Origin of the sequence: Mycobacterium bulgaricum (genome assembly GCF_041287165.2) — a bacterium.
Lineage (GTDB): Bacteria > Actinomycetota > Actinomycetes > Mycobacteriales > Mycobacteriaceae > Mycobacterium > Mycobacterium bulgaricum.
Window position 1 is genome coordinate 1 of sequence record NZ_JBGGKV020000017.1, and the last position, 23,014, is coordinate 23,014.

Genomic DNA, 23,014 nt, shown 5'->3' on the forward strand with positions numbered 1-23,014 from the left:
GCAAGCGCTCATCAGTGCCATCGCTTCTTCGCGCAAGCGCTCATCAGTGCCATCGCTTCTTCGCGCAAGCGCTCATCAGTGCCATCGCTTCTTCGCGCAAGCGCTCATCAGGCCTGCACCTTCTGAGCCAACTCGATGTTGCGCACCAGATTGTCGACATCGGGCGTACCCAATCCGGTCACCAGGTCATAGCCCGGGCCGGCATTGTCGATTGCATTGCCGCCCAACGTGACATCGCGATAGGCGGGTCGTGGTGCACCCTGGGCGATGCGGTACAGCAGCGGGTTGATGTCGCCGATGAGCGCTCCGCCGTTGTCCAACAGGTACTGGTTCATCACCGCGGTCAAGCCGGCCCAGATGGGCGCCGATTGCGACGTGCCACCTCCGACGAGCACCTGATCGTTGAGTACGAACTTCACGCCGGTGAACGGGTCCGCAACCGCGGCAACGTCCGGGGTCATACGCTTGCCGTTGTGCCGTTCGGGTGTCACCCCGGCCGCCGCGACCTGCTGCCAGGCCGGCATGTCGAACAACGCCGAGGTGCCTCCTCCCGTGCCCTGAGACAGGGGCACGTCGAACCACGTCTGTTCGGACACCCACCTCCCGTCGGCGTCTGTTGACAGCGTCGTGCCCCCGACGCTCGTCATCTCGGGCAAGGATGCGATCGAGTCCAGTCCGATGTCCTGATCGCTCGGAGGCGACGACCAGTCTTGTCCTCCACGGCATTCCATGCCGGCGAGGTCGCCGCTGGCGTTGTAGGCCGTGGTCCCGTGCGACTGCGCGGTGCGCAGCGCGGCCCGGACCGGGGCCAGGTCGGCGGCGGTGATGAGTTTGTCGCAGCCCCAACCGATCGAGAAGCTCCATACCGCTCCCGGGAACTGGCGGTCGGTCTCTTCGAGCATCTCGCCGATCTTGCGGTAGCCGCCGTCACTGCCGACGGTCTGCAGAGCGTTGACGACGACCTTGCGCGCACCGGGCGCAATGGCATGTGCCACTTGCAAATCCATCGACAACTCGCCACGCACCTCGTCCGGAACCCCACCGACCACCTCCGGGACCAGCGGCGGGAGGGCGAACGTCGTCGTGAACGTGTCGAGGTCCGACTGGTGAAATCCGTCGAAGGCGAAGATCACGATGGTGACACCCTTGCCGGTGAACCCCGCCCGCGCGAGATCATCGGCGTTGTAGGAGTTCAGCAGCGCAGAAGGCCCCAACCCGCGGTCGGGCACATCGAGGGGAATGTGATCGGGTCGCGACATGTGGTGGGGTGTGTAGCTGAGGATCCGGCCCATTTCGGACACCTCGGCGCGCAGATGTTCGGGTACCGAAGGCTGGTGTGGTGAGGCATAGAAGAGCTGTCCCTTCCTGCCCCGGTAGTCGCGCACGGAGACATCGAACGCCCGCTCGACGGCATCGGGCCGCCCCTCCACCACCGCCCAGTCGTCTCCCGGCCGCCACCGCACCGACAGAGACTGACCGCGCGCCCAGTCCATCAGAGCCGTCGGCCGAGACGGGTCCGTCAGGCTGGCGGTGATCTCGATGCTCTGCTCCTGCGCCGGCCCGAGATCGGTGGATGCGTCCAACAGCGACGCGTAGGGACCGTCGATGAGTTTGTCGTCGGGGTGGTGGTCGGTGACCGACAGACCAACGCCCGCTGCCACGGCTCCGATGAGAAGCACGGTGGCAAGCGGGCGCAGGGCAGCCAAATTCGTCATTCCCACAGCAACTCAGAGCGTGCCCGGGCCATGTCCGGGCACGCCTCGGTCACTGACCGTAGTCGTCGCGGCCCGGGTTGACCGTCGGCTGAGGTGCAGTCACCGGGGGAGTGAAGATGCCCGGCCCGTCAGGCGTGGGGGCCTTCTCGGTGGGGCTCAGCGGCGGCGGGGTGGTCGTGGTCGTGGTGGTGGTCGTCGTGCTCGACTCTTCGGGGGTTTCGCTGTCGGTGCTACATCCCGCGGTGAAGCCGATCATCGCAATGACAGCACCACCGCCGATCACTGACGCGATGCGACGAAGACGAACTGATGCCATTCTCGGTCCTTTACTTTGGTCTACGAAGCTAACTGCGGTCGCGCTTAACTAACGCAAGCGTGTACGGATCGTATTCCGAACCAGGTGATCCGTGCAGCGAAACTCAGGGCCACCGTCCCTGAGCAGGACGTCAGGGCTGTTCCGTGGCCCCCGGAACAGTCCGCCCGACGAAGTCCCCAATCTGCGGGCGGGATGCTCGTCTCTCATCGAAACACTGATTCGCATCCGCGCGAGCAGCGCTGCCGAAAAGCTCGCCCCACTCGAACTCGGCGATCACAGCCTCCATGGTCGTAGGGCGGGGATCGTCGTCTACATGGACAGCCAGATCGACGAGGGTTTCGGCAGCGGCGGTGAGCGTGATGTCGTGCCGCCGCGACACCGCCAGCAGTTCGGCGAACGCCGCATTCGGCGAGCAGCGGCGCTGCCCGATCAGGATCCCCTGCGCGAGATCGATCGTCCGGCGGCCTTCGGTGCCGCGGTCTCGACCCAAGGTGCGCCGGTCGGCGCCCTGAATGTGTTCAAGCATCACGTCAGCTTGGCAGCACCTCCTCGTGTTCGGCTGAACACCGGGTGTCCGATTGCTGACGTCCGAATGCCGATGTGATCGACGTTTCCGGCGGCGTTCGGTTGCCGAGGTTCGGGTCGACGATTCCCCCGCCGGCCGCAGAGCCACCCCCCGTGTCCACGACGACGGCGGATGACCTAGCGAGTGTCGATCACCTTGCGGGCCACCTCGAAAAGCTTGGTGTTGGTCTCCTGGGAGAGTTGGCGCAGCATTTCGAAGGCGCGTATGTCATCGACGTTGTAGCGCTCCATGACAATGCCTTTCGCCTGAGCGATCTGATCCCGGGTCAGCAGCGCGGCTCTGAGTTGCTCGCCCTGCTGGTAAGCCAGAATCGCCGCGGTGGCGTGCGCGGCCAGCACACCGCCGATGGCGATGTCGTTGTCATTCCACGTTCGCGGCCGAAATCCGAAGAGATTGAGTGCGCCCGCTGTCCGCTCACCTGTGAACATCTTGAAGGACAAACCGCTGAGCACACCGATGTCCACCACAGCCGGCGAATATCGGGCCCACCGCGTCTCCGACCTGAAATCGTCGGTCACGATCTCGGTGTCGGCGAGCGCCGCCTGCATGCACGGGCCCTCGTTCAGCGTCATCTGCAGCGCGTCCAGCTGCCGAGGTATCTCGGTGGTATCGGCGACGGACTCGTGGCCGCTACCGCGAATCAGCAGAATCCCGGCCGTATCCACGCCAGGGATCAGTTCGACCGCAGCCGCAGTGACCGAGTCCAAGATGTCGGCTGCCGATCTCGCTGCAGACGCAGTCCTGGCCAGGTCGGCCATTCGCGCAGCGAGGTCGCTTCCACTGAGCATTGTCATGTAGTCCCCACGTCCGGTGTCTGGTCGTGGTCGGCTACCCGCTGACGTTCGGATGAACCCGCCCGTGAAACGGTGCCGACCGCCGCGGCCTGTCGGTGACGCACGAGAAAGCGTTTGTCCGGATGCGCGCGGGGTACGTCAGGATCGCCTTCGCTTCCAGACCGTGGAGCACCGTCGGTGAACCCTCGATGGAAGAGTTAGATGTCTGCATCCCACCCAGCCACCCGGCGTACCACCATGTCGAAATATCCTGCGGCGGTTCAAAAAGCCGCGCTCGCAGTCGGCGCTGTCTTCCTGCTCGTCGGCATTCTGGGGTTCGTCCCCGGCATCACGGCGCACTATGACCAGCTGACGTTCGCCGGGCATCACTCCGAAGCCGCCCTTCTCGGCATCTTCAACGTCTCTGTTCTGCACAACCTGGTGCACCTGGCGTTCGGTGTGGCAGGGGTTGTCCTGGCACGTGCATTCGACAGCGCGCGCTGGTATCTGATCGGCGGTGGCGCCGTCTACCTGGTCCTGTTCGTCTACGGGCTGCTGATCGACCACCGCAGCCCAGCGAACTTCGTGCCGGTCAACGACGCCGACAACTGGCTGCACCTCGGTCTCGCGATCGTGATGATCGCGCTGGGGGTGGCGCTCGGTCGCCGTCGCCGCGAGGTCGCCGGACCCGGCACGACCGCCGCGACAACTCACACCCGATAGCCGCGCGTCGACCGCACGGCACACCCGTATTCCTGAGGGAGAAACATGTACCTGCACACTCAACAACTCATCAACGAGATCGTCGTGGATGAGCCGGACCCCGCTGCGGCCAACGCGCTTCAAGAGGGCCTGGGCGGACAGTTCGGCGAGATGCGCACCATGATGCAATATCTGTTCCAGAGCATCAACTTTCGCGGCGACGCCAGTGCGCAACCGTACCGGGACCTCCTTCAAGGCGTTGGTACCGAAGAGATCAGCCATGTCGAGCTGATCGGAACGACGATCTCTCGGTTGCTGGACGGGTCACCGCGATACAACGGGAAACGCACCGACCCCGTCGACCAGCCCGGCGCGAAGGGTGCCACCCCGCTGAAAATTGCTCTGGACACCAGCAACATCCATCACTATCTCGTCGGCGCGCAAGGCGCTCTGCCCGTCGACGCGGCCGGCAATCCCTGGTCCGGTTCGTATGTCTACAACAGCGGCAACCTCGTTCTCGATCTGCTCTATAACCTGATGCTGGAATCCACTGGCCGACTTCAGAAGTGCCGGATCTACGAGATGACCGACAACAAGGCCGCGCGGTCCACGATCGCCTACCTGATCGTCCGCGATCAGGCCCACGAGAACGCGTTCGCGAAAGCCCTCGAGAGCCTTGGCGTGAACTGGGGTTCGGTGCTGCCGATCCCGAAGACCAATGCCGAGCAGTTCCCCGAGGTGAAGAAGCTTCTCGATCAGGGTCTGCAGAGCATCCAGTTCACCTTCAGCGCCGATGACAAGAGTCAGGCGGACAAGCTGTACCGCGGCGCGTCTCCGTCCGACGACGGAACAGAACTCAGTACCGCCGTCATGCCCGAGGGATTCCCGCTGACCATCTCGCCGGAGCGGCGAGAAGAATTCTCGCCCGGGCTCGACCCGGAGCTGCTCGCACTCATCCAGGCAACCGCAGAGGCCGAGATCCGTTCGGCAGAAGGCGAATAAAACCCGAGTGGACGTGAGAACGCGGAGGAGGAATCGCCCACCCAGCAACAATCGACACCCACAGGCGTAGGGCAGGACCCGCGCCTCTCGGTCCTCGGTCGGCGCGCTGCGCCGGCCGAGGACAACCGCAAAGAGGCCGCCGCCGAGCGGCCATCAAACTCGTCAAAGGAGTTCCCATGAGTAGCGACAAGGCCGACCAAGCCCGGGAGGGCTTGCTCGATTCGGTCAAGGGCAAGGCGAAAGAAGTTGCGGGGGCGGTGATCGGCAACGATTCGCTGACCAAGGAAGGGCAGCTCGAACAGGCCCAGGCGCGCGAGCGCAAGGAAGCCAACATCACCGAAGCCGTCGCCGAGGCCGAAATAGACGAGACCCGCGAGGAGCTCACCGAGGCCAAGGCCGAAACTGCGCGTGCGCGCACCGAGGTCGACACCGACGCGGCAGCGGCAAAGAACGCGATTCAAGCGCAACAACAGGACGAAAAGCGAATCGCCGAACAGCAGAAGCGGCAGGAGGTCGCCGCCGCGGCAACCACGGCTCAAGTCGAGGCGCAGCGCGACGTTACGGAGGCCAAGGCCCGCGAAGAGGCCGAAAAGGAGGCCGCGCAGGAGGATCTGGTCGAGGCCACCGCCGAACACGACACCGCGGTCAAGGTCACCAACAATGCCAAAGACGAAGCGGAGCGTCTCCGTAGGCACGCCGACGAGATCTCGGCCCAAGCCGACTTGCCCTGAACGCCAACAAGACACAGGAACGGACAATGAACATCATCAAAGTGCCAGTAGCACTCCTGCGGCTGCAGTACCGGATCGCACGCTTCCCCTTCCAGGTGGTCGCGGACACGGTTATGACGCGACTCGACTCGGAGACCCCCGCGCGGTTGTTCTACGAGCGGTCGCTGGGCACCGTGGACGCAGTCGTGGGCGGGGCGCTGGGCGATGCGAACCTGCAGAGCAGTGGTGCCGCGCTCGTAGAGCGCAGTGACGCGTTGTCGCGGGCCGCCAGGCTGGATGCGGCCGCCGAGACCAAACGCGAAAAGGCCGATGCACAGCTGAGGTCCACCCGTGCCGAGGCCACCTCAGAGCTCCAGGAGGCTCGCGAGACGCGGCAGAAGGAAGAACAAGCCGCGCGCGAGTCGGCGCAGCAGCGCACCCGCAATGCAGCCGAATCGGCTCAGAAGCGCACCGCGGCGGCGAAGCGTGACGCCGATGTGGCGGCCAACAAGCAGGCCGAAGCCGTCGAGAAGGCCAGGAAGAACGAGCGAGAAGCGATCCGCGCCGAGGAGCAGGCCGCCGCTGATGAGGCGCGATCGAAGATGGAAGATGCCGCGGCCAAACGTGGTGAGGCCGCGAGCCGTCGAATGCGAGCCGACAAGCTCGACGACTTGGCGGACAACGAGAAGGAGAAGCGGCAGGCCGACAGGGCGGGAACTGACGCCTGACAACAGACGCCCGCAGACGAATGCCCCCTTGGATCACCAAGGGGGCATTCGTCTGCGACGGGTTCAGCGCAGGGCTGCAAAAATTGCGTCACGCGCGCGGTCGAGCATTGACGCGAACGGACCGACGGCGAAGTTGAGGGCGGCCGATTCGACACCAGGGTGGGGGCGCGTCGGGGCGATGGCCTGCGCGGCTTGCACCGCGGCCACCATCCGCTTGAGATCGGCCGGGTCGAGGTCGCGCTGGAGGCGATTGAACTCCTCGGTCTCTTCCCGTTCCGCGTGATCGACCACCGCGGACCTGAACACGGTCAGGGCATCGAGGAATTCCTGTGAATCGATGTCCATCTTCTCGAGCGCGGACAACAACTCCTTGGCCTCGTGCTCCTCGCGCAGCCGGGTGTCGACGATGGTGTCACCGCCCTCGATGTCCCTCCGGGCCCGAGGGTGAACGACCATTTCCTCGGCCGTCTCGTGAACGGCCAGCAGTTGTCGGAGACTGACGAATGCTTCCTCCCGGGCCTTGGAACCGGATGCGTGCAGCACGTCGTCGAACATGTCCTTGATCAGATTGTGCTGTCCTCGAAGGAACTCGACCACGTCATCGGTGGACTGGACGAAGGTTTCAACCACGGCGGTTACCTCTGTTTTCGGGTGTTGTCGTAAAAACGTTGAAACGAGCGCGGGGCTACGCGCGCGCACCGCAGGATTCCCGGCCGCGATGCGGTCAAACAGGGGGAGCCGCAGCAGACATCAATACGCAAATCGGGCCCCACCCCGTCAGAGGTGAGGCCCGATCCGGCGAGATCTTACTTGGCGGTTTCGGCACTTTCCTGGCGTGCTTCTGCGGCGCTGGCGGCGGCGCGGGCCGCCTCGGCCTCGGCTTCCTTCTTCGCCACGTCGCGTTCGGCTTCTGCCTTGTCCTGCTGAGCTCGACCCTCTTCGCGGAGCCCGTCATTGTCGGTGACGATGCCGATGACTTCCTTGGCCTTGCCCTTCACATCTTCCACCACGCCGCCGATGGCGTTCTCAGGTCCGCTGTCGCCCACGGGAATTCCTTCCGTCTCCATTGTCGAGGTGAGTGACTATTACCCGTTTCGCATTATGGATCTATCCCGGTGTGACTCAGGTCATGGAACGAAGCTCAGAGATGCGGGGCTTCCTTGATCGTGCTGTCCTGCTTGCCGACGGTTTGGCAGAACGCGGTGATGGACAGCCGTGTACCCGTGAGCTCGGCGTTGCTTGGCTCGTTCTTACCCTCGTCGGTCAGCATCTTGGTGATTGCTTCGTTCTGCTCCTTCTCCTCTGCCGACTGGAAGTCCGCGCACGTGGTGTCACCGCCATCATTGGTGACCTGGGAGCAGCCGCTCAGAACTGCGGTCGCGGCCAGAGCTGACATCAGAAGAACTTTCGCGTGCGTCATGGCCCTACAGTTGCCCCAGAGCTCGCACGGTCAAACCACGCCGCAGGTGGTCAGGGGATCAGCCCGCGCGCCAGCCGGTCCTGGAACTCCACACGAATTGGTGGCGGCGTTGGGCGAGTCGGTCGAGGCGGCCCAGTGCCGTCGCCAGGTCGTCGACCAGGGGCAACTCGCCCTCGGGGTCACAGATCGAGAGCAACCGTCGCACCGCCGGGCTTCCGACGATGGCCCAGTCCACGTCGTTGCGAGAACAGTGCACACTGATGTAGTACAGCGCGGTGAAGCCGAAGCTTCCGAAGAAGTCGACGGCCCGCAGATCGAGTACCAGCTGCCGGGAGATGCCGGTGTGGCGCTCCACATAGCGGCCGAGCTCTCTGCCGTTAACGGCGTCGACCTCGCCGATCACTGCGACCGCGACACGGTGGGAGGAGCAGTGCCTGACATCGAATACCGCACTGCCGCAACGTTGTTGATCGTCGGTCGAGGCGATTCTCGGCCGGAAGATCTGCTCAGATCTGATAGCTACATCCTCACGCTAAAGGCTTACTGCGGAGGTGCCAGCCGTAGACAGGTCTCCGCGGGCTGGTAGCTCAACCGTGGTCCAGAATAGTACGGATTTCGTAGCTTGTGAACGGCTCGGCAAAGTTTTCCATTTAGCCCATATAACTGGCCATTCGGTATCAGCCCCAGTGAGCGCGGCTTACGTGCGCGTCAACCGTCGAGACCGGGACGACGGATTTCGTTGTTCCTAGCGACCCGGCAGTCGAACCACCTGGACGAAGAATTCGTCGATCTGGCGGACGGCGCTCATGAACTGGTCGAGATCCACGGGCTTGGTCACGTAGGCATTGGCGTGCAGCTTGTAGCTGCGCAAGATGTCTTCCTCGGCCGACGACGTCGTCAACACGACGACCGGGATGTCGCACAATTCCGGGTCGGACTTGATTTGCTCGAGAAGTTGCCTGCCGTCGTACTTCGGAAGGTTCAGGTCGAGCAGGACCAGGTCGGGACGAGGCGCCGTCTCGTGCTCACCGCGGCGGTAGAGGAAATCCAGGCCCTCCTGGCCGTCCCTCGCTACGTGCAGAGTGTTCGCAATCTTGTTCTGTTCGAACGCTTCTCGGGTGATGAGCTCGTCGCCGGCGTCGTCTTCGACGAGTAGGACGTCGATCGTTCGGGTAGGGGTCGTCATCAGATTCCTTCAGGTTGGGCGTCGCTGTCACGACGGTCGCGCAGTCGTGTTGGCGCTGAATGCTGAACGACAACCCGAAGTGGGCTTTGCCGCCGAGCTGAAAAGGACGCTCGGTGGCGGCTAATTGTCGCACACGTTTACGCCGCGACGCAGCGTTAAGGTCGCGATCAGCGCAACGGTTGCGCGGACGGGCGTCGGTGGAGTAGGCGGGGAGTGCCGTCATCGTCACGCTCGATGAGCCCTTTCGACTCGAATGCCGTCAGCCACCCCTCCATCGGCCATTGGCTCCAACGCCGGTGAAAGACAACGCAATTGCGCACGATGTCCTCAAGGTGCTGTACGGGCGGGTCGCTGACCTGATGGTGTTGATGGAATGCGTGGGCGCCGCCCACCCATCGCATCGGCACGCCGCACGCAGCCGCCGTGCGCCCGAAATCGGTGTCTTCACCGCCGTAACCCTCGTACTCCTCACAGAAGCCCCCGATCGCCTCCCAGGTGACCCTTCTCAGAGCGAACGACAGAGACCAGAATAGCGAGTAGTCGTCACTGGTTACGGTGGCGGTTTCGGGCGGCCAGGGCCGCGCGGGGTGCGGGTCGACGCAGTCATCCAGCGCGGTCAAGTCGTATCCGGACTCGCCGGCCGGCGGCAAATAGGTGACAGGGCCGCACAACAGCGCGTCACGATGGTCGACCTGACCTGCCACGGTGCGATAGCGCTGCAGCAACGCCGTGGACGGTATGCAGTCCACGTCCAGGAAAACGAGTAGTTCGGCGCCGTCGTCCAGGGCGGCTTCGGCGCCGCGGTTGCGCGCTGCTGCCAGCGGCAGCCGCGGGCCCGAAGGACAGTCGAGGACCACTGTCGCCGACTTCTCAGAACGGACCACGTCGCGGACGTCGGGATCACCCAGAGCGACGACGACATGCGCATCCGGCGCCGCGACACCCCGCCGCAAACCGCGGATCTGCCGGCGCAGATGGTCGTGCCTGCCGTGCACGACCGTCACCACCGCGGTTCTCACGACGTCGCCATGCGACAGCGCGCCGCCGTGGCCTCGATTGCGTCCGCAGCACGCGCCGCTGCGCCCTGGACCTGCCACCGTCCCCACTGCGTGGTGTCGATGCTTCTGGCGCGGTGCAGCATTTGCGGCCAATCCTCCGGCGACGGCCACCCGGCGGACGTGACCGCAAGCCCGTGTCGGCTCAACACTTCGGCGGTGGCCTGCTGCTCGCCGAACGGCCGCGGCTGCGGGATCACCACCGCGGGCCTGCCCGCCGCGGCAAGGTCGGCGATGCTGTTCTGCCCCGCGTGGCTGACGACGACGTCGGCTGCGCAGATTTCTCTCCACGGGTCCTCGACCCACGGACCCGTCTCGCCTCCGAGGACCTGCCAGGTGGCGTCCGGCAGGTGCGTCGTCTGATCGCCGAACCCCCCGCCGGCACCGCCGAGCACGAGTACCCGCCCCTCGTCGGAGTCATGTCGCTTCGGCGGTCGCGTACGGCCTTCGAAACGGCTGACCCCTCCGACGTAACTCGTTTTGCCGGCGTGGGGCAGCAGCCAATGCGGCGAGTTCAGTGCCCCCGGCCATGCGGCCAGGATGTGGTCGGCGACCCGGTGGACGAGAACATGCGCGGAATCCGTCCGCTCGCCGGGGAGCGCGACGACGATGACGGGAACACCCAACAGCCGCAGAAACATTGCGACTTCCACGGATACGTCGACGACGCAGGCCTCCGGCTGGGCGTCGGCGACCCACCGGGCGAGAGCCTGCATGCGGGCGCTGTACCCGGGGTCGTGGTGTGGAGCCCAGTGCAGCGCGCCGTGGGCGGTGGGCTCGGACACGACGAGGGCATCGTCGTCACGAGGCAGCTTGATGATCTCCGCGAACGGATGGGACTGAGGGACGGTCCGGGATGTCAGCGCCGTGACAGGCCGTTGCAGATGTGCGCTGATGCTGACGGCTCGCGCCAGATGTCCGTAGCCGTGGTGGTGAATGTAGTAGCCGATCATCGATGTCGTCATTCCTGGCGGAGATCATCTGCCGATAGATGGACAGGTAGGCCTCGACCATGGCGGCCGACGAGCAACGCCGCACGGCATGCTCGCGTACCTGCCGGCGAGACAGTCGTTCCGCCACGGGAATGGCGGCGGCGAGCGCGTCGACGTCGTCGGGCGCGACGAGGCAGCCCGAACGCTCCGAGACCAGCTCGGGTATGCCGCCCCGATCGAAGGCGACAACCGGTGTGCCGCAACACATAGCCTCGGCAACCACCAGCCCGTACGGTTCATCCCACACCGGGGTGACCAGCGCGACCGCCGCGGACCCGACCAGCCGTGCCAGATCGTGCTGGGTGAGATGCCCGGCGTAGTGGACATCGGCGCCGAGGTGGGGCTGAACACGCTCGGCGTAATAGCGCCGATCGGCGATCGGGCCCGCCAGCGTGATGGGGCGCGCTGCGGCGCGGGCGGCTTCGATCGCGAGATGGGGGGCCTTTTCCGGGGTGATTCGTCCGAACCACACGACGCCGTCGCCGCCCGCCCCCAGTGGCCAGCCCCGGGCGTCGATTCCGTTGGGCACCACCGTGAACCGCTGTCCGCTGTGCACCCACGCCCCCGCGGTGTGCTGCGACACCGCGGCAAACCGCGTCCCCTGCCCACGTGAAGCCTGGATCGCCGACTCCAGCCAGGGCGTGGGCGGCGTGTGGACGGTGGTCAGCATCGGAGTCGACAGCGTCGACGCCATCGCGACCGGCAGGTAGTGCAGGCTGTGATTGTGTACGACATCGAAGGTGTGCGCGTCGGCACCACCGAGTTGCAGCATCAGTGTCAGGTATGCGTGGTGTTCAGCCATGAAGTCCGCTGCGGGCATGGAAATGTCCGCTTGCGCCGTCGACGACAGGTGCAACGGGCACACCGACAGCGAGGAGCAATCGAAATCGACGTCCGATCCCGGCGCGGCGAACAGGGACACGGCGTGGCCCTGCTGTGCGAGGGCCCTCGCGAGGTGCCATACGTGGGCCTCCAGCCCGCCGGCGAAGGGCTGGCGGATGGGGAACCGCGAGGAGGCGATCAACGCGATGCGCAGGCTCTCGGTCATGCAGACACCCGCTCGTAGATGTGCCGGTGCGCGGCGGCGAGCATCTGCCGTTCCGTTCGCCGCTGGTGCCACGTCGAGCGTGGAGGGTCCACTCCGCTGAGCCATTCGGCGTGGAGGCTCTCGACCGCCACGCGCAACGATGTCTCGTCGAATTCGTGTTCGGTGAACGTGAATTGGTGGCAGGGACGCTGCTGGTTGTAGAAACCGCAGGTGGGGGCGATGACCGCGGTACCGAGGTCGTAGCACGCCTCCAACCATCCGGAGTGGGTGCCGAACCGGTAGGGCAGCACCGAGGCCGACAGCGAGGACAGATAGTCCCAGAGCTCGTCATCCGAAAAATACGGATGCTCGGTGACCCGCACGTGGTCGTGCCGGGCGAAGTCCCGTACCGTATCGCCGATTTTCGGTGAGAACCAGTGACTGTCGGGAGAGAAGACCTCGTCGTGAATGTCGATCGACAGTTCGGCGCCGGGTAGTTTCGCGGTGATCTCGGTCAGCGATTCCAGGACCGGTACCGGGTCCATGTTGGCGCGCAGGCTCTTGACGTGGACACCGACGACGAATCGGTCGGTGGGCGGGCGACGAGCCTCGATGTGTTGGCGGCCCAGGACATGGGGGTGGGGTAGCACCGTCGCGTCCTTGTCCCAGCGACGCCGAATCTCCTGCGCGGCACCGGGTGTCAGCGTGATGAGCGTGTCTGCAGCCGCGATGAGCACGTCCTGCTGCAGGATGTGCGCCTCGGGATCCCGGTGGTGGGGGTTGCGAAGGTCATGCACGGTGTAGACGAGCGGCTTGTGCTGGGACTTGAGTTCCTGCATGACCGCGGTCAGGACGTCGGCGTCGATCGCGTCGAAACCGAAATGAACGTGGAAAACGTCGAACAGGGCGTGGTTGTCGCTCACCCATCCCGGCTCGAGCATCATCGGTGGCCACCACCCGCCGGGAACGGTTCGACCGTCGGCGGGCGCCGGATCCGGGAGCCGCGACACGCCATCGCGTCCGCGTGGGTCGGAGAGGTGACGCACGTAGACGTGGGAAGCAGGCACGGATGCGACACGCAACAGGACGCCCTCCTTCGGGTGGATGAGTTCTCGCGGGGCGCGTGCGACCCTTGTTGCCGCTGCGTACCCTCGCCCGGACCGGCAAAACGTGACCGAGTTGTGACGCGAAATCAGGCTGTAACGCCGAACTTTCGGCGACCCTAGGCCACGCGTTCGCCCCGGAGTCGAATGGGGTTGACAGGCCCGTCGTCGAGCGCCTGGCTGCGCAGCGTTTTCAGGGCTTTGGCCAGCAACCGGGAGACATGCATCTGGGAATAGCCGATGCGGTCGGCGATCTGGGTCTGGGTGAGCTCGTCGAAGAAGCGCATTTTGAGTACCGCCTGTTCACGCGCCGGTAGCTTCTCGATCAACGGACGGATTGTCTCCACGTCGACGATCTGGTCCAAGCGGTGATCTGGCTGGCCCAATGTTTCTCGCAACGTCAGGAATTCGCCGTCAGGACCGACGGCGGCGTCGGTCGACATGGTCGAATAGTTGGCGCTGGCTATCGTCGCCTGTACCACTTCCTCGCGATCGATTCCGAGGTGCGTCGCGATCTCGCTCGCAGTCGGCGCTCGGCCGATCTGCTGGCTCAGCTCCGAACGTGCCCGCCCCAGCTGCTGGTTCAGATCCTTGAGGCGGCGCGGGACTTTGACCGCCCACCCATAGTCTCTGAAATGGCGCCGCACTCCTCCCATGATGGTGGGCACCGCGTACGCGAGGAATTCTGAACCGCTGTCCGGGTCGAACCGGCTGACCGCGTTGAGCAGACCCACGCTTGCGACCTGGACGAGATCTTCATGTGCCTGGCCGCGTCCGCGGAATCGGCGGGCCGTGTGGTGGGCCAGCGGCAGCGTGCGCTCGATGATCGCTTCGTGCAGACGGCGGTGTTCGATCGAGCCGACTTTCAACTGTTTCAGTTCGCGGATCATGACCGGAACATCGGCATAGTCAACGCGCAGTTCAGACGACAACGAGCGCTCCCAAACATCGATATCGGTGGGTTGGCCGGCTCGTTCTGAACCTGATGGCGCTGTTTACCCCGGCCCGGCATCGGAGAAACCTCAGATGTCGGGACGGCCGCCGGTCACGCGTTGACCTGTTCTCGCAGCGTCGCGAGCGCCCGCGAGAGCAGGCGCGATACGTGCATCTGCGAGACACCGATCTCCTCGGCGATCTGGGACTGGGTCTTGTCGTCGAAGAACCGCAGTTTCAACACGAGGCGATCACGTTCGGGCAGGCCGGCCAGTAGGGGATAGACCGTCTCCACGTCGACGACGCGCTGGATGTTGTCGTCGAGATCGCCGAATGTGTCCTGAAGGGTGAGTCCTTCGCCCTCGCCTCCGAATTGGGTCGCTTGTTCGGTCGACCGGGTCGAATAGGCATTGGCGGCGACGAGTCCCTCGACGACTTCCTCACGGTCGATCCCGAGGTGTGCCGCGAGCTCCGTGGGGGTGGGCGCCCGGTTGAGCAATTGAGTGAGCTCGGCTCGGGCCGAATTGAGTCGCACGTTGAGTTCTTTGAGACGGCGAGGGACTTTCAGTGACCAGCCGTGGTCACGGAAGTAGCGGCGAACCTCGCCCATCATCGTTGGCACCGCGAAAGCCAGGAAATCGTTGGCGGTGTCGACATCGAATCGATTGACGGCATTGAGAAGTCCGACTCGAGCGACCTGCACGAGGTCTTCGTGCGCCTCGCCGCGGCCGCGGAAGCGGCGCGCGATGTGATCGGCCAGAGGGAGGCATCGCTCGATGATGATGTCGCGTTGCCTCTGGAAGGCCGTCGATCCGCTGTCGTACAGCGCCAGTTCACGAAACATGTCGAGGACGTCGTCGTACCCGTCTCGCGCACGCGCGGGACGGGTACGAGGCGTTCGCTCTGGAAGGGGCTGGGGAGGGGTCTGAGTTCGTTCTTGGAGGGTCTGCATTGAAATCACGGCTCTCTGAAGTGCCGTGACGCGTAAGTGTCGAGGTCGCTCGCGCTTTCCTGACGAGGCAATCTACGAAAGGGGCTGTGCTCACTCGCGTCACATCATGGGCCGCCGGCAAGAGATTGGCATACGGACCAATAACAATCACGCCAGATTCTCGACATGCGCTTGCCGCGGCAGGTAACTGTCCGTGTCGATGGCTTTCACCAGGTTGTTCGTCACGGGCTGGGTCACACAATATGGCCTGTCTCCGACAATACGTCGCTCTGCGGGGAAAGCAAGCCAAAGGGCGCGATGGCGACCGGTGTTATCTCCGCGAAAACCCTTTCTGACCTGATTGTTTCGCCCTGCGTAAGATGACGTGCCAGGCGCGCCGGCCAGGCGGGTTGCCCCGGTGGATATCCGCGGCGATTGCCCGCGGTGACTGGCTGAGCGAATTGCCCTCGTTGCACGGCTTCCGGGTCCTGCGGCTGCTGTAGCCACGTCGGGAGTGCACGTTCCGAATTCATCGCAGAATGCCGAATGGCGAGGCCGCAAGCGCGGCCTCGCCATTCGGTGAACTGTATTCGGGCGCTAGAACCAGACTTTTCGCCCGCCCACCGGACGTCCGACCGCGCCCAGGATCCACAGCACGACACCGACGACGATGAGAATCCCGCCGATCGTGTACAGAATCGACAGGCTGGTGAAGTAACCGATCAGCAAGAGAATGATGCCGAGAACAATCATGGTCTTTCCAATCCACTGCGTAGGGGGACGCTGGTCACCGAGGTATTGCCCGCTTCGTCAAATCCAAACGCGAATTTCCGCCGCCACTGAAATCGGGGTGCGCACCAGATCCGTGCGTCAGTGCGCGCAGTCGCGTGAATCCGCAGGTGACGGGGTACTCCCTACGCGCGGTGGCGCAGGGCTGCCAGAAACGCGGGAGGTCACGATGGTGGAGTGGCTGGATCGCCTGCAGCAACGCAGCCGGTTCGCGGGCTTCGTCATCGCAGTCGTCTACAAATACCTCGACGACCAGGGTGGCTACCTGGCCGCGCTGCTCACCTACTACGCCTTCGTCTCGCTGTTCCCGCTGCTGTTACTTCTGACCACGACGCTCGGGGTGCTGCTGTGGAACCGGCCGGAATGGCGTGCTGAGATCGTCGATTCCGCCATCAGTCAGTTTCCTTTGATCGGGGACCAACTGAGTCGGCCCGAGTCTCTCAGCGGCGGCACGACGGCGGTCGTCATCGGAATCCTCGGAGCGCTCTACGGTGGCCTCGGCGTCGGTCAGGCCCTGCAGAACGCCATGAACACGTTGTGGTCGGTTCCCAGGTTCGATCGCCGCGACCCGATCAAATCGCGGGTGCACAGCTTGCTGTTGCTGGTTGTTCTGGGATCTGCACTCGTGGCGACAACCCTGCTGACGGGGCTGGGCAGGAACTGGGCGAACCTGGGGGTCGTCGGCACAGCGGGGGTCGTCGTGTGCTCCGTGCTGCTGAACACCGCGGTGTGCGCGGTGGCCTTCCGGGTCACCACGGTGCGCCCCCTGACGTGGGCGCAGGTGATGCCGGGAGCGGTGCTCGCCGCCGTGGTGTGGCAGGGGCTGCAGTGGTTCGGTGCCACCTATGTCTCCCACGTCGTCGCGTCGGCAAGCGTCACCAACAGCGTGTTCGCCATCGTCTTGGGCCTCCTTGCGTTCCTTTACCTGGTATCCACCGCACTGATGTTGTGCGCGGAGATCAACGTCGTACGGGTCGACCGCCTCCATCCCAGGGCGCTGCTCACTCCGTTCACCGACAACGTCGACCTCACCGCGGCCGACCGCAAGGCGTACGCAGGGCAGGCAGAAGCGCAGCGCGCCAAGAGCTTTCAACAGGTCGATGTGTCCTTCGGAGGTTCGGAGGCCGACAGCGAAACCCAGATCGACAACGACGAAAGCACGATGAGACCCACACAACCGTCTGAAAGGACGTGACACAGTGAGTGTTGCCGGAAAAACCCGCACTGCGGTCGGGCGCGGATTGCGCATCCAACGTCGAGTCGCGGTGGCCCAGGCGTTGCTCTGGCCCGTTGCACTGTCTGTCGGCGTCCTCACGCTCGGCGCGGCGGCGGTTGCTGCGAAACGATTGCGGCGCCACGACGAGCCCGTCGTCGTCTGATCTGATCCGTCCCGCCTGACCGCGTTCGGTGCTGTGCCGATCGCAGTGCGGTCGGTCTCTGTCCGCGATCGACGCTGCCTCCAATACGGCTGGCGAATCGTGAGTCGCGAACTGCCCTCAGAAGCCTTGCTGCACTGCTCGTCAGCCTCGGCAGTCACCGAAAAATCTTTACTCACAGCATGTTCGGCAACTAAGCCCCGCAAAGCAATGACGGAGAAACTGCCGTGCTGCCGAGGCGAACGCGTAGGCGACGGGGTTTGCGGATAATCGAGCGATCCTTTGCTGGCATCGCGTTGATGAGAATTAGAAGTTTTGTCGATTTTGCTGCGGCACATCCTACATTCGCGCCGGTTACGCGCTGAAATTCGATAAAGAACATCATTTTTGGGGGATGATTCGGATGCGAGTCACGAAACAAGGAATGCGTACTACAGGGATTGCGTGCGGCGCAGCAGCTGCTTCCGCACTGCTTGCCATGACGGGAGCCACGCAGAGTGGGGCCGTCTCTACTGCGATCGTCATCGGTGGTATCGGCACGCCTGCCTTACACGACGTGGTGATGTCACAGTTGCTCGGCGGAGCGCTTCAGGACTACGACCAGCGCGTCTCGGTGAACTGGCCCGCAGAGGCGAGGCCGTACACCGGCGCAGACGACATGACGCTGGGCCAGTCCATCGAGATCGGCCGCGCCAACCTTAATGCCCAGATCGACGATGCGCTCGCCCAACTCGAGCGTGACGCCGACGGCAACCTGCTCGACGGAGAAGAGGTCACGGTGGTCGGGCTGTCGGCCGGATCCCTGGTCGTCACAGAGACACTGCGCGCGTGGCAGACCGATGGCGAGCAGGATCCCGCCGCCGATGAAATCAACTTCGTGGTGGTGGCGGACTCGAGTCGTCAGGAGATCATCGACGACACCGAGGAATACAACGAGGAGTACGACTACACCTACCGGCAACCGCCCGAGACCGTCTACGACACAGTCGAGATCACCGGGGAGTACGACGGGATGGCCGACTTCCCGGACCGGTTCAGCTTCACGGCGATTCAGAACGCGCTGCTGGGTTCGACGCTCGTCCACGTACCGATGATGTTCTCGAACATCTCAGAGGTACCGAAGGAGAACACCACGGTGACCGAGAACTCGTTGGGGGGCACCACCGTTCGGTACCTGGTGCCGACCGAACCGCTGCCACTCGTGCAGGCCAACCCGAGCCTGGCGCCGCGCGAGGCCGAACTGAGAGCCGCCATTGACAGGGCCTACAGCCGTAACGACCCGGCGAACGTGGCTGCGCGCCTGGCCGGACCCGATGTGCCCGAGAGCATTCGGGACATCGTGACGCCCGAAGCCGACGAGGTGGAAGACGTCGATCTGGCCACCACCGCGACGCTGCAGGAGGAGGCTGAGGTTGACGCCACCACCAAGGCTGACCAGGAGGCTCCCTCCAGCCTCAGTGACCAGATCAGCGATGCCGCCGGCGTCGAGGAGGGCGACCAGGCCGAGGTGCAGCCGACGACGAGCACGATCACCTCGGTTCTGGAATCGGTCTCCCAGCAGTTGACCGGTGCGACCGACGAGGACGGCACGGCCGCGTTGACCCCGGAAACCGATTCCGAAGCGACCGGGTCCACGGAGTCGAGGCAGTCGACGAAGTCCGATTCCACCGAGGACACCGCGAGCACCGACGAGGACTCGGCCGACTCCTCGTCCTAGAACCTCGGAGTACCCCGCATGCTCCGAAGGTGCGAAGCCCCGGCTCCAGTGCCGGGGCTTCGTGATTCGTTCTAGACGAATCGGGGACGCCCGGCACGCCATCCCAGCACCCCTTGCGCAATGGTGACCGCCCCCAGCACGGCGATGGGCACCCCCCAACTCCCGGAAACCGCGTGGAGAATTCCGAATCCCAACGGACCGACAGCGGCGATGAGATAACCGAAGCCCTGCGCCATCGCCGAGAGCGCGGCAGTCTCCGAAGGGCTACGGGTACGAAGTGCGATGACACCCAGCGCAATCGGCAGGGTGGCCGTGCCGATTCCGAAAAGGACCGTCCACAGCCACGGCGCGGCCGTCGGGGCGACTGCCACCCCGACGACAGCCACCATCGACGATGCGGTCACGGTGAGAATCCAGCCGGACTGGGATGCGCGCCGCAGAGCTATAAGCGGAATGATCAGGTTCAGCGGGATTCCCATCACATTCATCAGCGCCAGCATGAGCCCGGCTTCGGTGCGGGCGACGCCATGGGAGACGAAGAACTCGGCGAGCCAGCCCATCAGGGTGTACGCCGAACAGGATTGCATCGCAAAGAATCCCGTGACCGTCCAGGCGACCGGGCTGCGCAGCGGGGAACGCCGGGGGACGTCGACAGCCGCCGGACCGCCGGAGCCGTGCCGGACTCCGGCCACCCACAGCGCGAGGGCAGCCGCGGACAACGCCGCCCACGCGCCGACAGCGCCCCGCCAGCCCCCGAGAGCGGGTTCGAGCACCGGCGTGATCGCCGCACCCAACCCGCCCCCGGCGGCGAGTGCGGAGGTGTACATCCCTGTCACGCGTCCGACCGCATTCGGGAACGACTGCTTGACCACGACCGGGATCAGCACATTGCCGATCGCGATACCTGAGGTCGCAACGAACGTGCCACCCATAACCACCCATGGGCCGGCGATGACTCGCAGCACCAAACCACACGTGAGAACCGCCAATGCCAGACCGATGGCTCGGGCCAGACCAAGTCGGCGGTGCAGCCATGGCGCAGCGATCGCAGCGAGCCCGAAACAGAGTGCGGGGATGGCGGTCAGGAGACTCGCCCACACCAGCGTCGCCCCGAGGTCGCCCTGCACCTCGCCGAGCACCGCGCCGATGCTCGTCACAGCGGGCCGGAGGTTGAACGCCGCGAGCGCCACTCCGACCAGCAGCAGGGGAGTGCTGAGGAGCGCCGCGTGCCTGCGGTCGACGGTCAGGGTTGTCCGTCCTTCGCGCGAGCGCTCACAGGACCACCGGGGCGATGCGTTCGGAGACGAATTCATCGAGGGGGTAGCGCTTGCGGTTGTCGGTGTCGACGACCACCTCGACAGGTTGAGCCTTCGAACGAGAAATCACCCCACGCGCCGTCTGAGACACCGGGCTACCCTTCCTTGCCGAAAAGCATGCAGTGCAGAAGTTTTGAGATCAGTGGCCGCGCTGTGCCGACGTCGACACACGGACCACGAGGAGGGCCTCTGACACCTCGTCGCCATCGTTGGCGAAACGGTGCGGACGGTCCGCGTCGAGGCGGATCGAGTCGCCTGCACCCAGTTCGTTTCGCGTGCTTCCGATCTGCACGGTGAGCGTTCCGGATTGGACCACCACGATCTCCTGGCCGTCGTGGCGAACCAGATCCGTACCCGTGTGTGCGCCGGCAGCCAGCCGCAAGGATGCGACCTCGAGCCCATGCGTCCGGCTGCGCTGGATCAGGCGGCGGGTCACGCCGGGCCCGATGGTGATCTCCTGCTGTTCGGCGAAGCGAACCAGGAACAGTTCGGGAGCCTTGGACGGCTGGAAAAGATCACCGACCGCGACGCCGAGGGCAGACGCCACCGCCACCAGCGATCCGATGGACACGCCTGTCTTGCCGCGCTCCAGCATCGACAACATGGACGCGCTCAGTCCGGTGTCCGCCGCGATATCGACGAGCGTCAAACCCCGGTCCATCCGGATGCGCCGGATCTCGGCGCCCAGCCTCCGATTCGTCACCTCGGACGCTGTATGGACATCGAGAAAAGAGCCCTCATCAGGGACTCTCACCATTTTCCCCCGCAGTTGATTCACGCTGAACTTTGTCGGCCCAGTTTCACTGTAGCTTATACATCACGCCTGGACACGGCGCGGGTGCGCCGTCACATGCAGCGCGCGGCGAAGGTCAAATAGCAAGTGCGCCAACCAACGTGAGACAAAAAGCTTCTCTGCACACCGTTGTGGCGGGTCGGGGCCGTCATTGAGCGGACGCCGGATTCGCCCCTGGCGAGTCCCCGGCGGCGACGCACCGTCCGCGGCCCTTGATGGTTGTCCACCGTGTTTCAGCGGAGATGAAGACGCGGCGTCAGCCGGTCGAGCCGGTATCCGCGACTGTCGCGAATCAACGCCGTACTCGTGTAGAGGCGCAGGACCGGCAGCATTTCAGCAGCTGAGAGCCATCAGAACGCCGGACAGTACGCGCCGCGCGCCACTCTTGCGATCTGGATCACACTCACCTATTCTTTCAATTGGTTTGAACTTTCTAGGCCTCTGTCCAGCAGTGCGTCAATGCAGTCGTAACTCGTTACCCTGCGAGAGTTTCAATCACATTGTACGCTCGGCCACATCGCAGATGGCTGCGGTTCACCACCAGCCGTGAATAGGACCAGTGTCGGAGGTCATGAAGTGAAGTTGAAATCTTGCTGTCGCATCGTTGCAGCCGGGGCCGCGCTCGGGTTGGTCCTCACCTCGTGCGCCGAGGGCGGCGATCGCGGTACGCAATCCTCCACGGGTGACATCGTCTTCGGTCAGCTGATCGGGGTCACCGGAGACTACGCGCCGTTCACCCCGCCGGCCATCGCCGCCTCCAAGATCGCCGTCGACGAGATCAATGACGCCGGCGGCATCATGGACCGCAACGTCGTACTGGTCACCGAGGACAACCGGTCCACCGTCGACGGTGCGGTCGCGGGCTTCTCCAAACTGACGACCGTCGACAAGGCGGCGGTGATGGGCAGTCTGGAGTCCGACGGCCAGGTCGCACTCTTCGACCAGGTCCAGCAGAGGCAACTGCCCAATATCTGCTCGTCCTGTGGGACAACGTTCCTCGACGAGCGGGGAGGCAAGTTCTCCTTCCGTGTGACTGCATCCGACAGCGACGCCGGCATCATCGTCGCCCAGGTGGCGCGCGACGCCGGCGTGAAGAAGCTCGCGATGATCGTGCAGAACACCGAGGGCGCGTCCGGTCCTGCCGAGGTCGCTACCGAAGCGTTCGAGAAGGCGGGGGGAACGGTCAACTCGGTCACCATCGAGCCGGGCGCATCCTCCTACAACAGCGAGGTGGCCAAGGCCCTCGAATCGCAGCCGGAGGCGCTCTACCTCGCGGCCGGTGTCGAGGCAGGGATTCCGATCCTGCGCGAAATCGCCAGGCGCGGTTACGACATCCCCATCTACGTGTCGCCCGACCTGATCACAGACGAGGTGGCCGCGTTGCCGAACGCCGGTCAGCTGACGGCGGCCCTGATCGCCTTCGACGTCGAGAGCCCGGCCTACAAGTCCTATGCGGAGCGTTTCCGCGCGGCGACCGGCGGAGATCCCGAACCGGGCATGTACGACGCGAACAACTACGACCAGTACATCCTGTTCGCCCTTGCGATGGAGGCGGCCAAGAGCAGCAACGGCGCCGACGTCGCAGGCAAGATCATCGATGTCGCCACCGCACCCGGCAAGAAGGTGTACTCCTTCGCCGAAGGCAAAGAAGCGCTCGCCAACGGCGAGGACATCGACTTCGACGGGGCGTCCAGCACGCTCGACATGAACGAGTTCGGCAATCTGCAGTCGCCGATCCTGGCGGTACTCACGGTCAAGGACGGGGTCTGGACGCCGGGTGAGCAGGTCGAGGTCGACCCTGCACTGCGCCCAGAATGACCCGGGTGCCGGGGCGGTACCCCACC

Annotated in this window: 26 protein-coding genes; 8 read left to right on the forward strand and 18 right to left on the reverse strand. The window is 64.6% G+C overall.

The features are described 5' to 3' along the window. Positions 1–107: 107 nt before the first annotated feature. The 4 genes from ACAG24_RS27105 to ACAG24_RS27120 form a co-directional block, all read right to left on the reverse strand. Positions 108–1,715 (reverse strand): S53 family peptidase, encoded by a 1,608-nt coding sequence (locus tag ACAG24_RS27105; protein ID WP_370475821.1) that lies wholly within the window; start codon positions 1,713–1,715, stop codon positions 108–110. Between the two features lie 49 nt (positions 1,716–1,764). After that, positions 1,765–2,031, reverse strand: coding sequence for a hypothetical protein (locus ACAG24_RS27110; protein ID WP_370475822.1), 267 nt, complete (start codon positions 2,029–2,031; stop codon positions 1,765–1,767). Positions 2,032–2,161: 130 nt separating this feature from the next. Beyond that, the gene (locus ACAG24_RS27115; protein ID WP_370475823.1) at positions 2,162–2,557 is read right to left on the reverse strand and encodes an ANTAR domain-containing protein; all 396 of its coding nucleotides are present in this window, start codon (positions 2,555–2,557) and stop codon (positions 2,162–2,164) included. A 176-nt stretch (positions 2,558–2,733) separates the two neighbouring features. Beyond that, the gene (locus ACAG24_RS27120) at positions 2,734–3,411 is read right to left on the reverse strand and encodes a GAF and ANTAR domain-containing protein (RefSeq protein ID WP_370475824.1); all 678 of its coding nucleotides are present in this window, start codon (positions 3,409–3,411) and stop codon (positions 2,734–2,736) included. Positions 3,412–3,648: 237 nt separating this feature from the next. Here ACAG24_RS27120 and ACAG24_RS27125 point away from each other — a divergent pair, with 237 nt between their 5' ends. From ACAG24_RS27125 to ACAG24_RS27140, 4 genes are all read left to right on the forward strand, one after another. Beyond that, positions 3,649–4,113, forward strand: coding sequence for a DUF4383 domain-containing protein (locus ACAG24_RS27125; protein WP_370475825.1), 465 nt, complete (start codon positions 3,649–3,651; stop codon positions 4,111–4,113). Between the two features lie 45 nt (positions 4,114–4,158). Beyond that, entirely contained in the window at positions 4,159–5,094 is a 936-nt protein-coding gene (locus ACAG24_RS27130; RefSeq protein ID WP_370475826.1) for a manganese catalase family protein, read from the forward strand. A gap of 176 nt (positions 5,095–5,270) precedes the next feature. Further along, complete coding sequence (locus ACAG24_RS27135) at positions 5,271–5,825, forward strand: CsbD family protein (protein WP_370475827.1); 555 nt, start codon at positions 5,271–5,273, stop codon at positions 5,823–5,825. A gap of 41 nt (positions 5,826–5,866) precedes the next feature. Further along, positions 5,867–6,532, forward strand: a complete 666-nt coding sequence (locus ACAG24_RS27140; protein ID WP_370475828.1) for an IF2 family translation initiation factor — start codon at positions 5,867–5,869, stop codon at positions 6,530–6,532. A 63-nt stretch (positions 6,533–6,595) separates the two neighbouring features. Here ACAG24_RS27140 and ACAG24_RS27145 read toward each other — a convergent pair whose 3' ends face one another. From ACAG24_RS27145 to ACAG24_RS27200, 12 genes are all read right to left on the reverse strand, one after another. Beyond that, positions 6,596–7,162, reverse strand: a complete 567-nt coding sequence (locus ACAG24_RS27145) for a hemerythrin domain-containing protein (protein ID WP_370475878.1) — start codon at positions 7,160–7,162, stop codon at positions 6,596–6,598. Positions 7,163–7,338: 176 nt separating this feature from the next. Next, on the reverse strand, positions 7,339–7,599 hold the full coding sequence (mbp1, locus tag ACAG24_RS27150) for a microaggregate-binding protein 1 (protein ID WP_370475829.1): 261 nt from the start codon (positions 7,597–7,599) through the stop codon (positions 7,339–7,341). Between the two features lie 74 nt (positions 7,600–7,673). Next, entirely contained in the window at positions 7,674–7,928 is a 255-nt protein-coding gene (locus ACAG24_RS27155) for a hypothetical protein (protein WP_374150808.1), read from the reverse strand. A gap of 82 nt (positions 7,929–8,010) precedes the next feature. Next, entirely contained in the window at positions 8,011–8,469 is a 459-nt protein-coding gene (locus ACAG24_RS27160; protein WP_370475879.1) for an STAS domain-containing protein, read from the reverse strand. A 228-nt stretch (positions 8,470–8,697) separates the two neighbouring features. Further along, complete coding sequence (locus ACAG24_RS27165; protein WP_270715177.1) at positions 8,698–9,138, reverse strand: response regulator; 441 nt, start codon at positions 9,136–9,138, stop codon at positions 8,698–8,700. 167 nt (positions 9,139–9,305) lie between these two features. After that, entirely contained in the window at positions 9,306–10,157 is an 852-nt protein-coding gene (locus ACAG24_RS27170) for a glycosyltransferase family 2 protein (protein ID WP_370475831.1), read from the reverse strand. Next, positions 10,154–11,107 carry a glycosyltransferase gene (locus tag ACAG24_RS27175; protein ID WP_370475880.1) on the reverse strand — a complete coding sequence of 318 codons (954 nt, stop codon included), beginning with the start codon at positions 11,105–11,107 and terminating at the stop codon, positions 10,154–10,156. Before ACAG24_RS27175 ends, ACAG24_RS27170 begins: the two co-directional genes overlap by 4 nt. After that, complete coding sequence (locus tag ACAG24_RS27180; protein ID WP_370475832.1) at positions 10,995–12,233, reverse strand: glycosyltransferase family 4 protein; 1,239 nt, start codon at positions 12,231–12,233, stop codon at positions 10,995–10,997. The genes ACAG24_RS27175 and ACAG24_RS27180 overlap by 113 nt, the downstream gene beginning before the upstream one ends. After that, entirely contained in the window at positions 12,230–13,297 is a 1,068-nt protein-coding gene (locus ACAG24_RS27185) for a glycosyltransferase family protein (RefSeq protein ID WP_370475881.1), read from the reverse strand. The genes ACAG24_RS27180 and ACAG24_RS27185 overlap by 4 nt, the downstream gene beginning before the upstream one ends. A 137-nt stretch (positions 13,298–13,434) precedes the next feature. Then, positions 13,435–14,205 (reverse strand): SigB/SigF/SigG family RNA polymerase sigma factor, encoded by a 771-nt coding sequence (locus ACAG24_RS27190; protein ID WP_370475882.1) that lies wholly within the window; start codon positions 14,203–14,205, stop codon positions 13,435–13,437. 155 nt (positions 14,206–14,360) lie between these two features. Next, positions 14,361–15,200, reverse strand: coding sequence for a SigB/SigF/SigG family RNA polymerase sigma factor (locus ACAG24_RS27195; RefSeq protein WP_370475833.1), 840 nt, complete (start codon positions 15,198–15,200; stop codon positions 14,361–14,363). Between the two features lie 576 nt (positions 15,201–15,776). Beyond that, positions 15,777–15,932: a hypothetical protein gene (locus ACAG24_RS27200; protein WP_370475834.1), complete on the reverse strand. Its 156-nt coding sequence runs from the start codon at positions 15,930–15,932 to the stop codon at positions 15,777–15,779. A gap of 205 nt (positions 15,933–16,137) precedes the next feature. On the opposite strand from ACAG24_RS27200, the gene ACAG24_RS27205 reads away from it, so the two are divergent. The 3 genes from ACAG24_RS27205 (at position 16,138) to ACAG24_RS27215 (ending at position 19,061) form a co-directional block, all read left to right on the forward strand. Next, on the forward strand, positions 16,138–17,163 hold the full coding sequence (locus ACAG24_RS27205) for a YihY/virulence factor BrkB family protein (RefSeq protein ID WP_370475835.1): 1,026 nt from the start codon (positions 16,138–16,140) through the stop codon (positions 17,161–17,163). A gap of 4 nt (positions 17,164–17,167) precedes the next feature. Further along, positions 17,168–17,347: a hypothetical protein gene (locus ACAG24_RS27210; RefSeq protein ID WP_370475836.1), complete on the forward strand. Its 180-nt coding sequence runs from the start codon at positions 17,168–17,170 to the stop codon at positions 17,345–17,347. Between the two features lie 475 nt (positions 17,348–17,822). Beyond that, positions 17,823–19,061: a PE-PPE domain-containing protein gene (locus ACAG24_RS27215; protein WP_370475837.1), complete on the forward strand. Its 1,239-nt coding sequence runs from the start codon at positions 17,823–17,825 to the stop codon at positions 19,059–19,061. 71 nt (positions 19,062–19,132) lie between these two features. Here ACAG24_RS27215 and ACAG24_RS27220 read toward each other — a convergent pair whose 3' ends face one another. Both ACAG24_RS27220 and ACAG24_RS27225 read right to left on the reverse strand, forming a co-directional pair. After that, positions 19,133–20,374 carry an MFS transporter gene (locus ACAG24_RS27220; RefSeq protein ID WP_370475838.1) on the reverse strand — a complete coding sequence of 414 codons (1,242 nt, stop codon included), beginning with the start codon at positions 20,372–20,374 and terminating at the stop codon, positions 19,133–19,135. Between the two features lie 142 nt (positions 20,375–20,516). After that, positions 20,517–21,080, reverse strand: a complete 564-nt coding sequence (locus tag ACAG24_RS27225) for a helix-turn-helix domain-containing protein (RefSeq protein WP_370475840.1) — start codon at positions 21,078–21,080, stop codon at positions 20,517–20,519. Positions 21,081–21,746: 666 nt separating this feature from the next. Here ACAG24_RS27225 and ACAG24_RS27230 point away from each other — a divergent pair. Further along, positions 21,747–22,988, forward strand: coding sequence for an ABC transporter substrate-binding protein (locus ACAG24_RS27230; protein ID WP_370475841.1), 1,242 nt, complete (start codon positions 21,747–21,749; stop codon positions 22,986–22,988). Positions 22,989–23,014 lie beyond the last annotated feature (26 nt).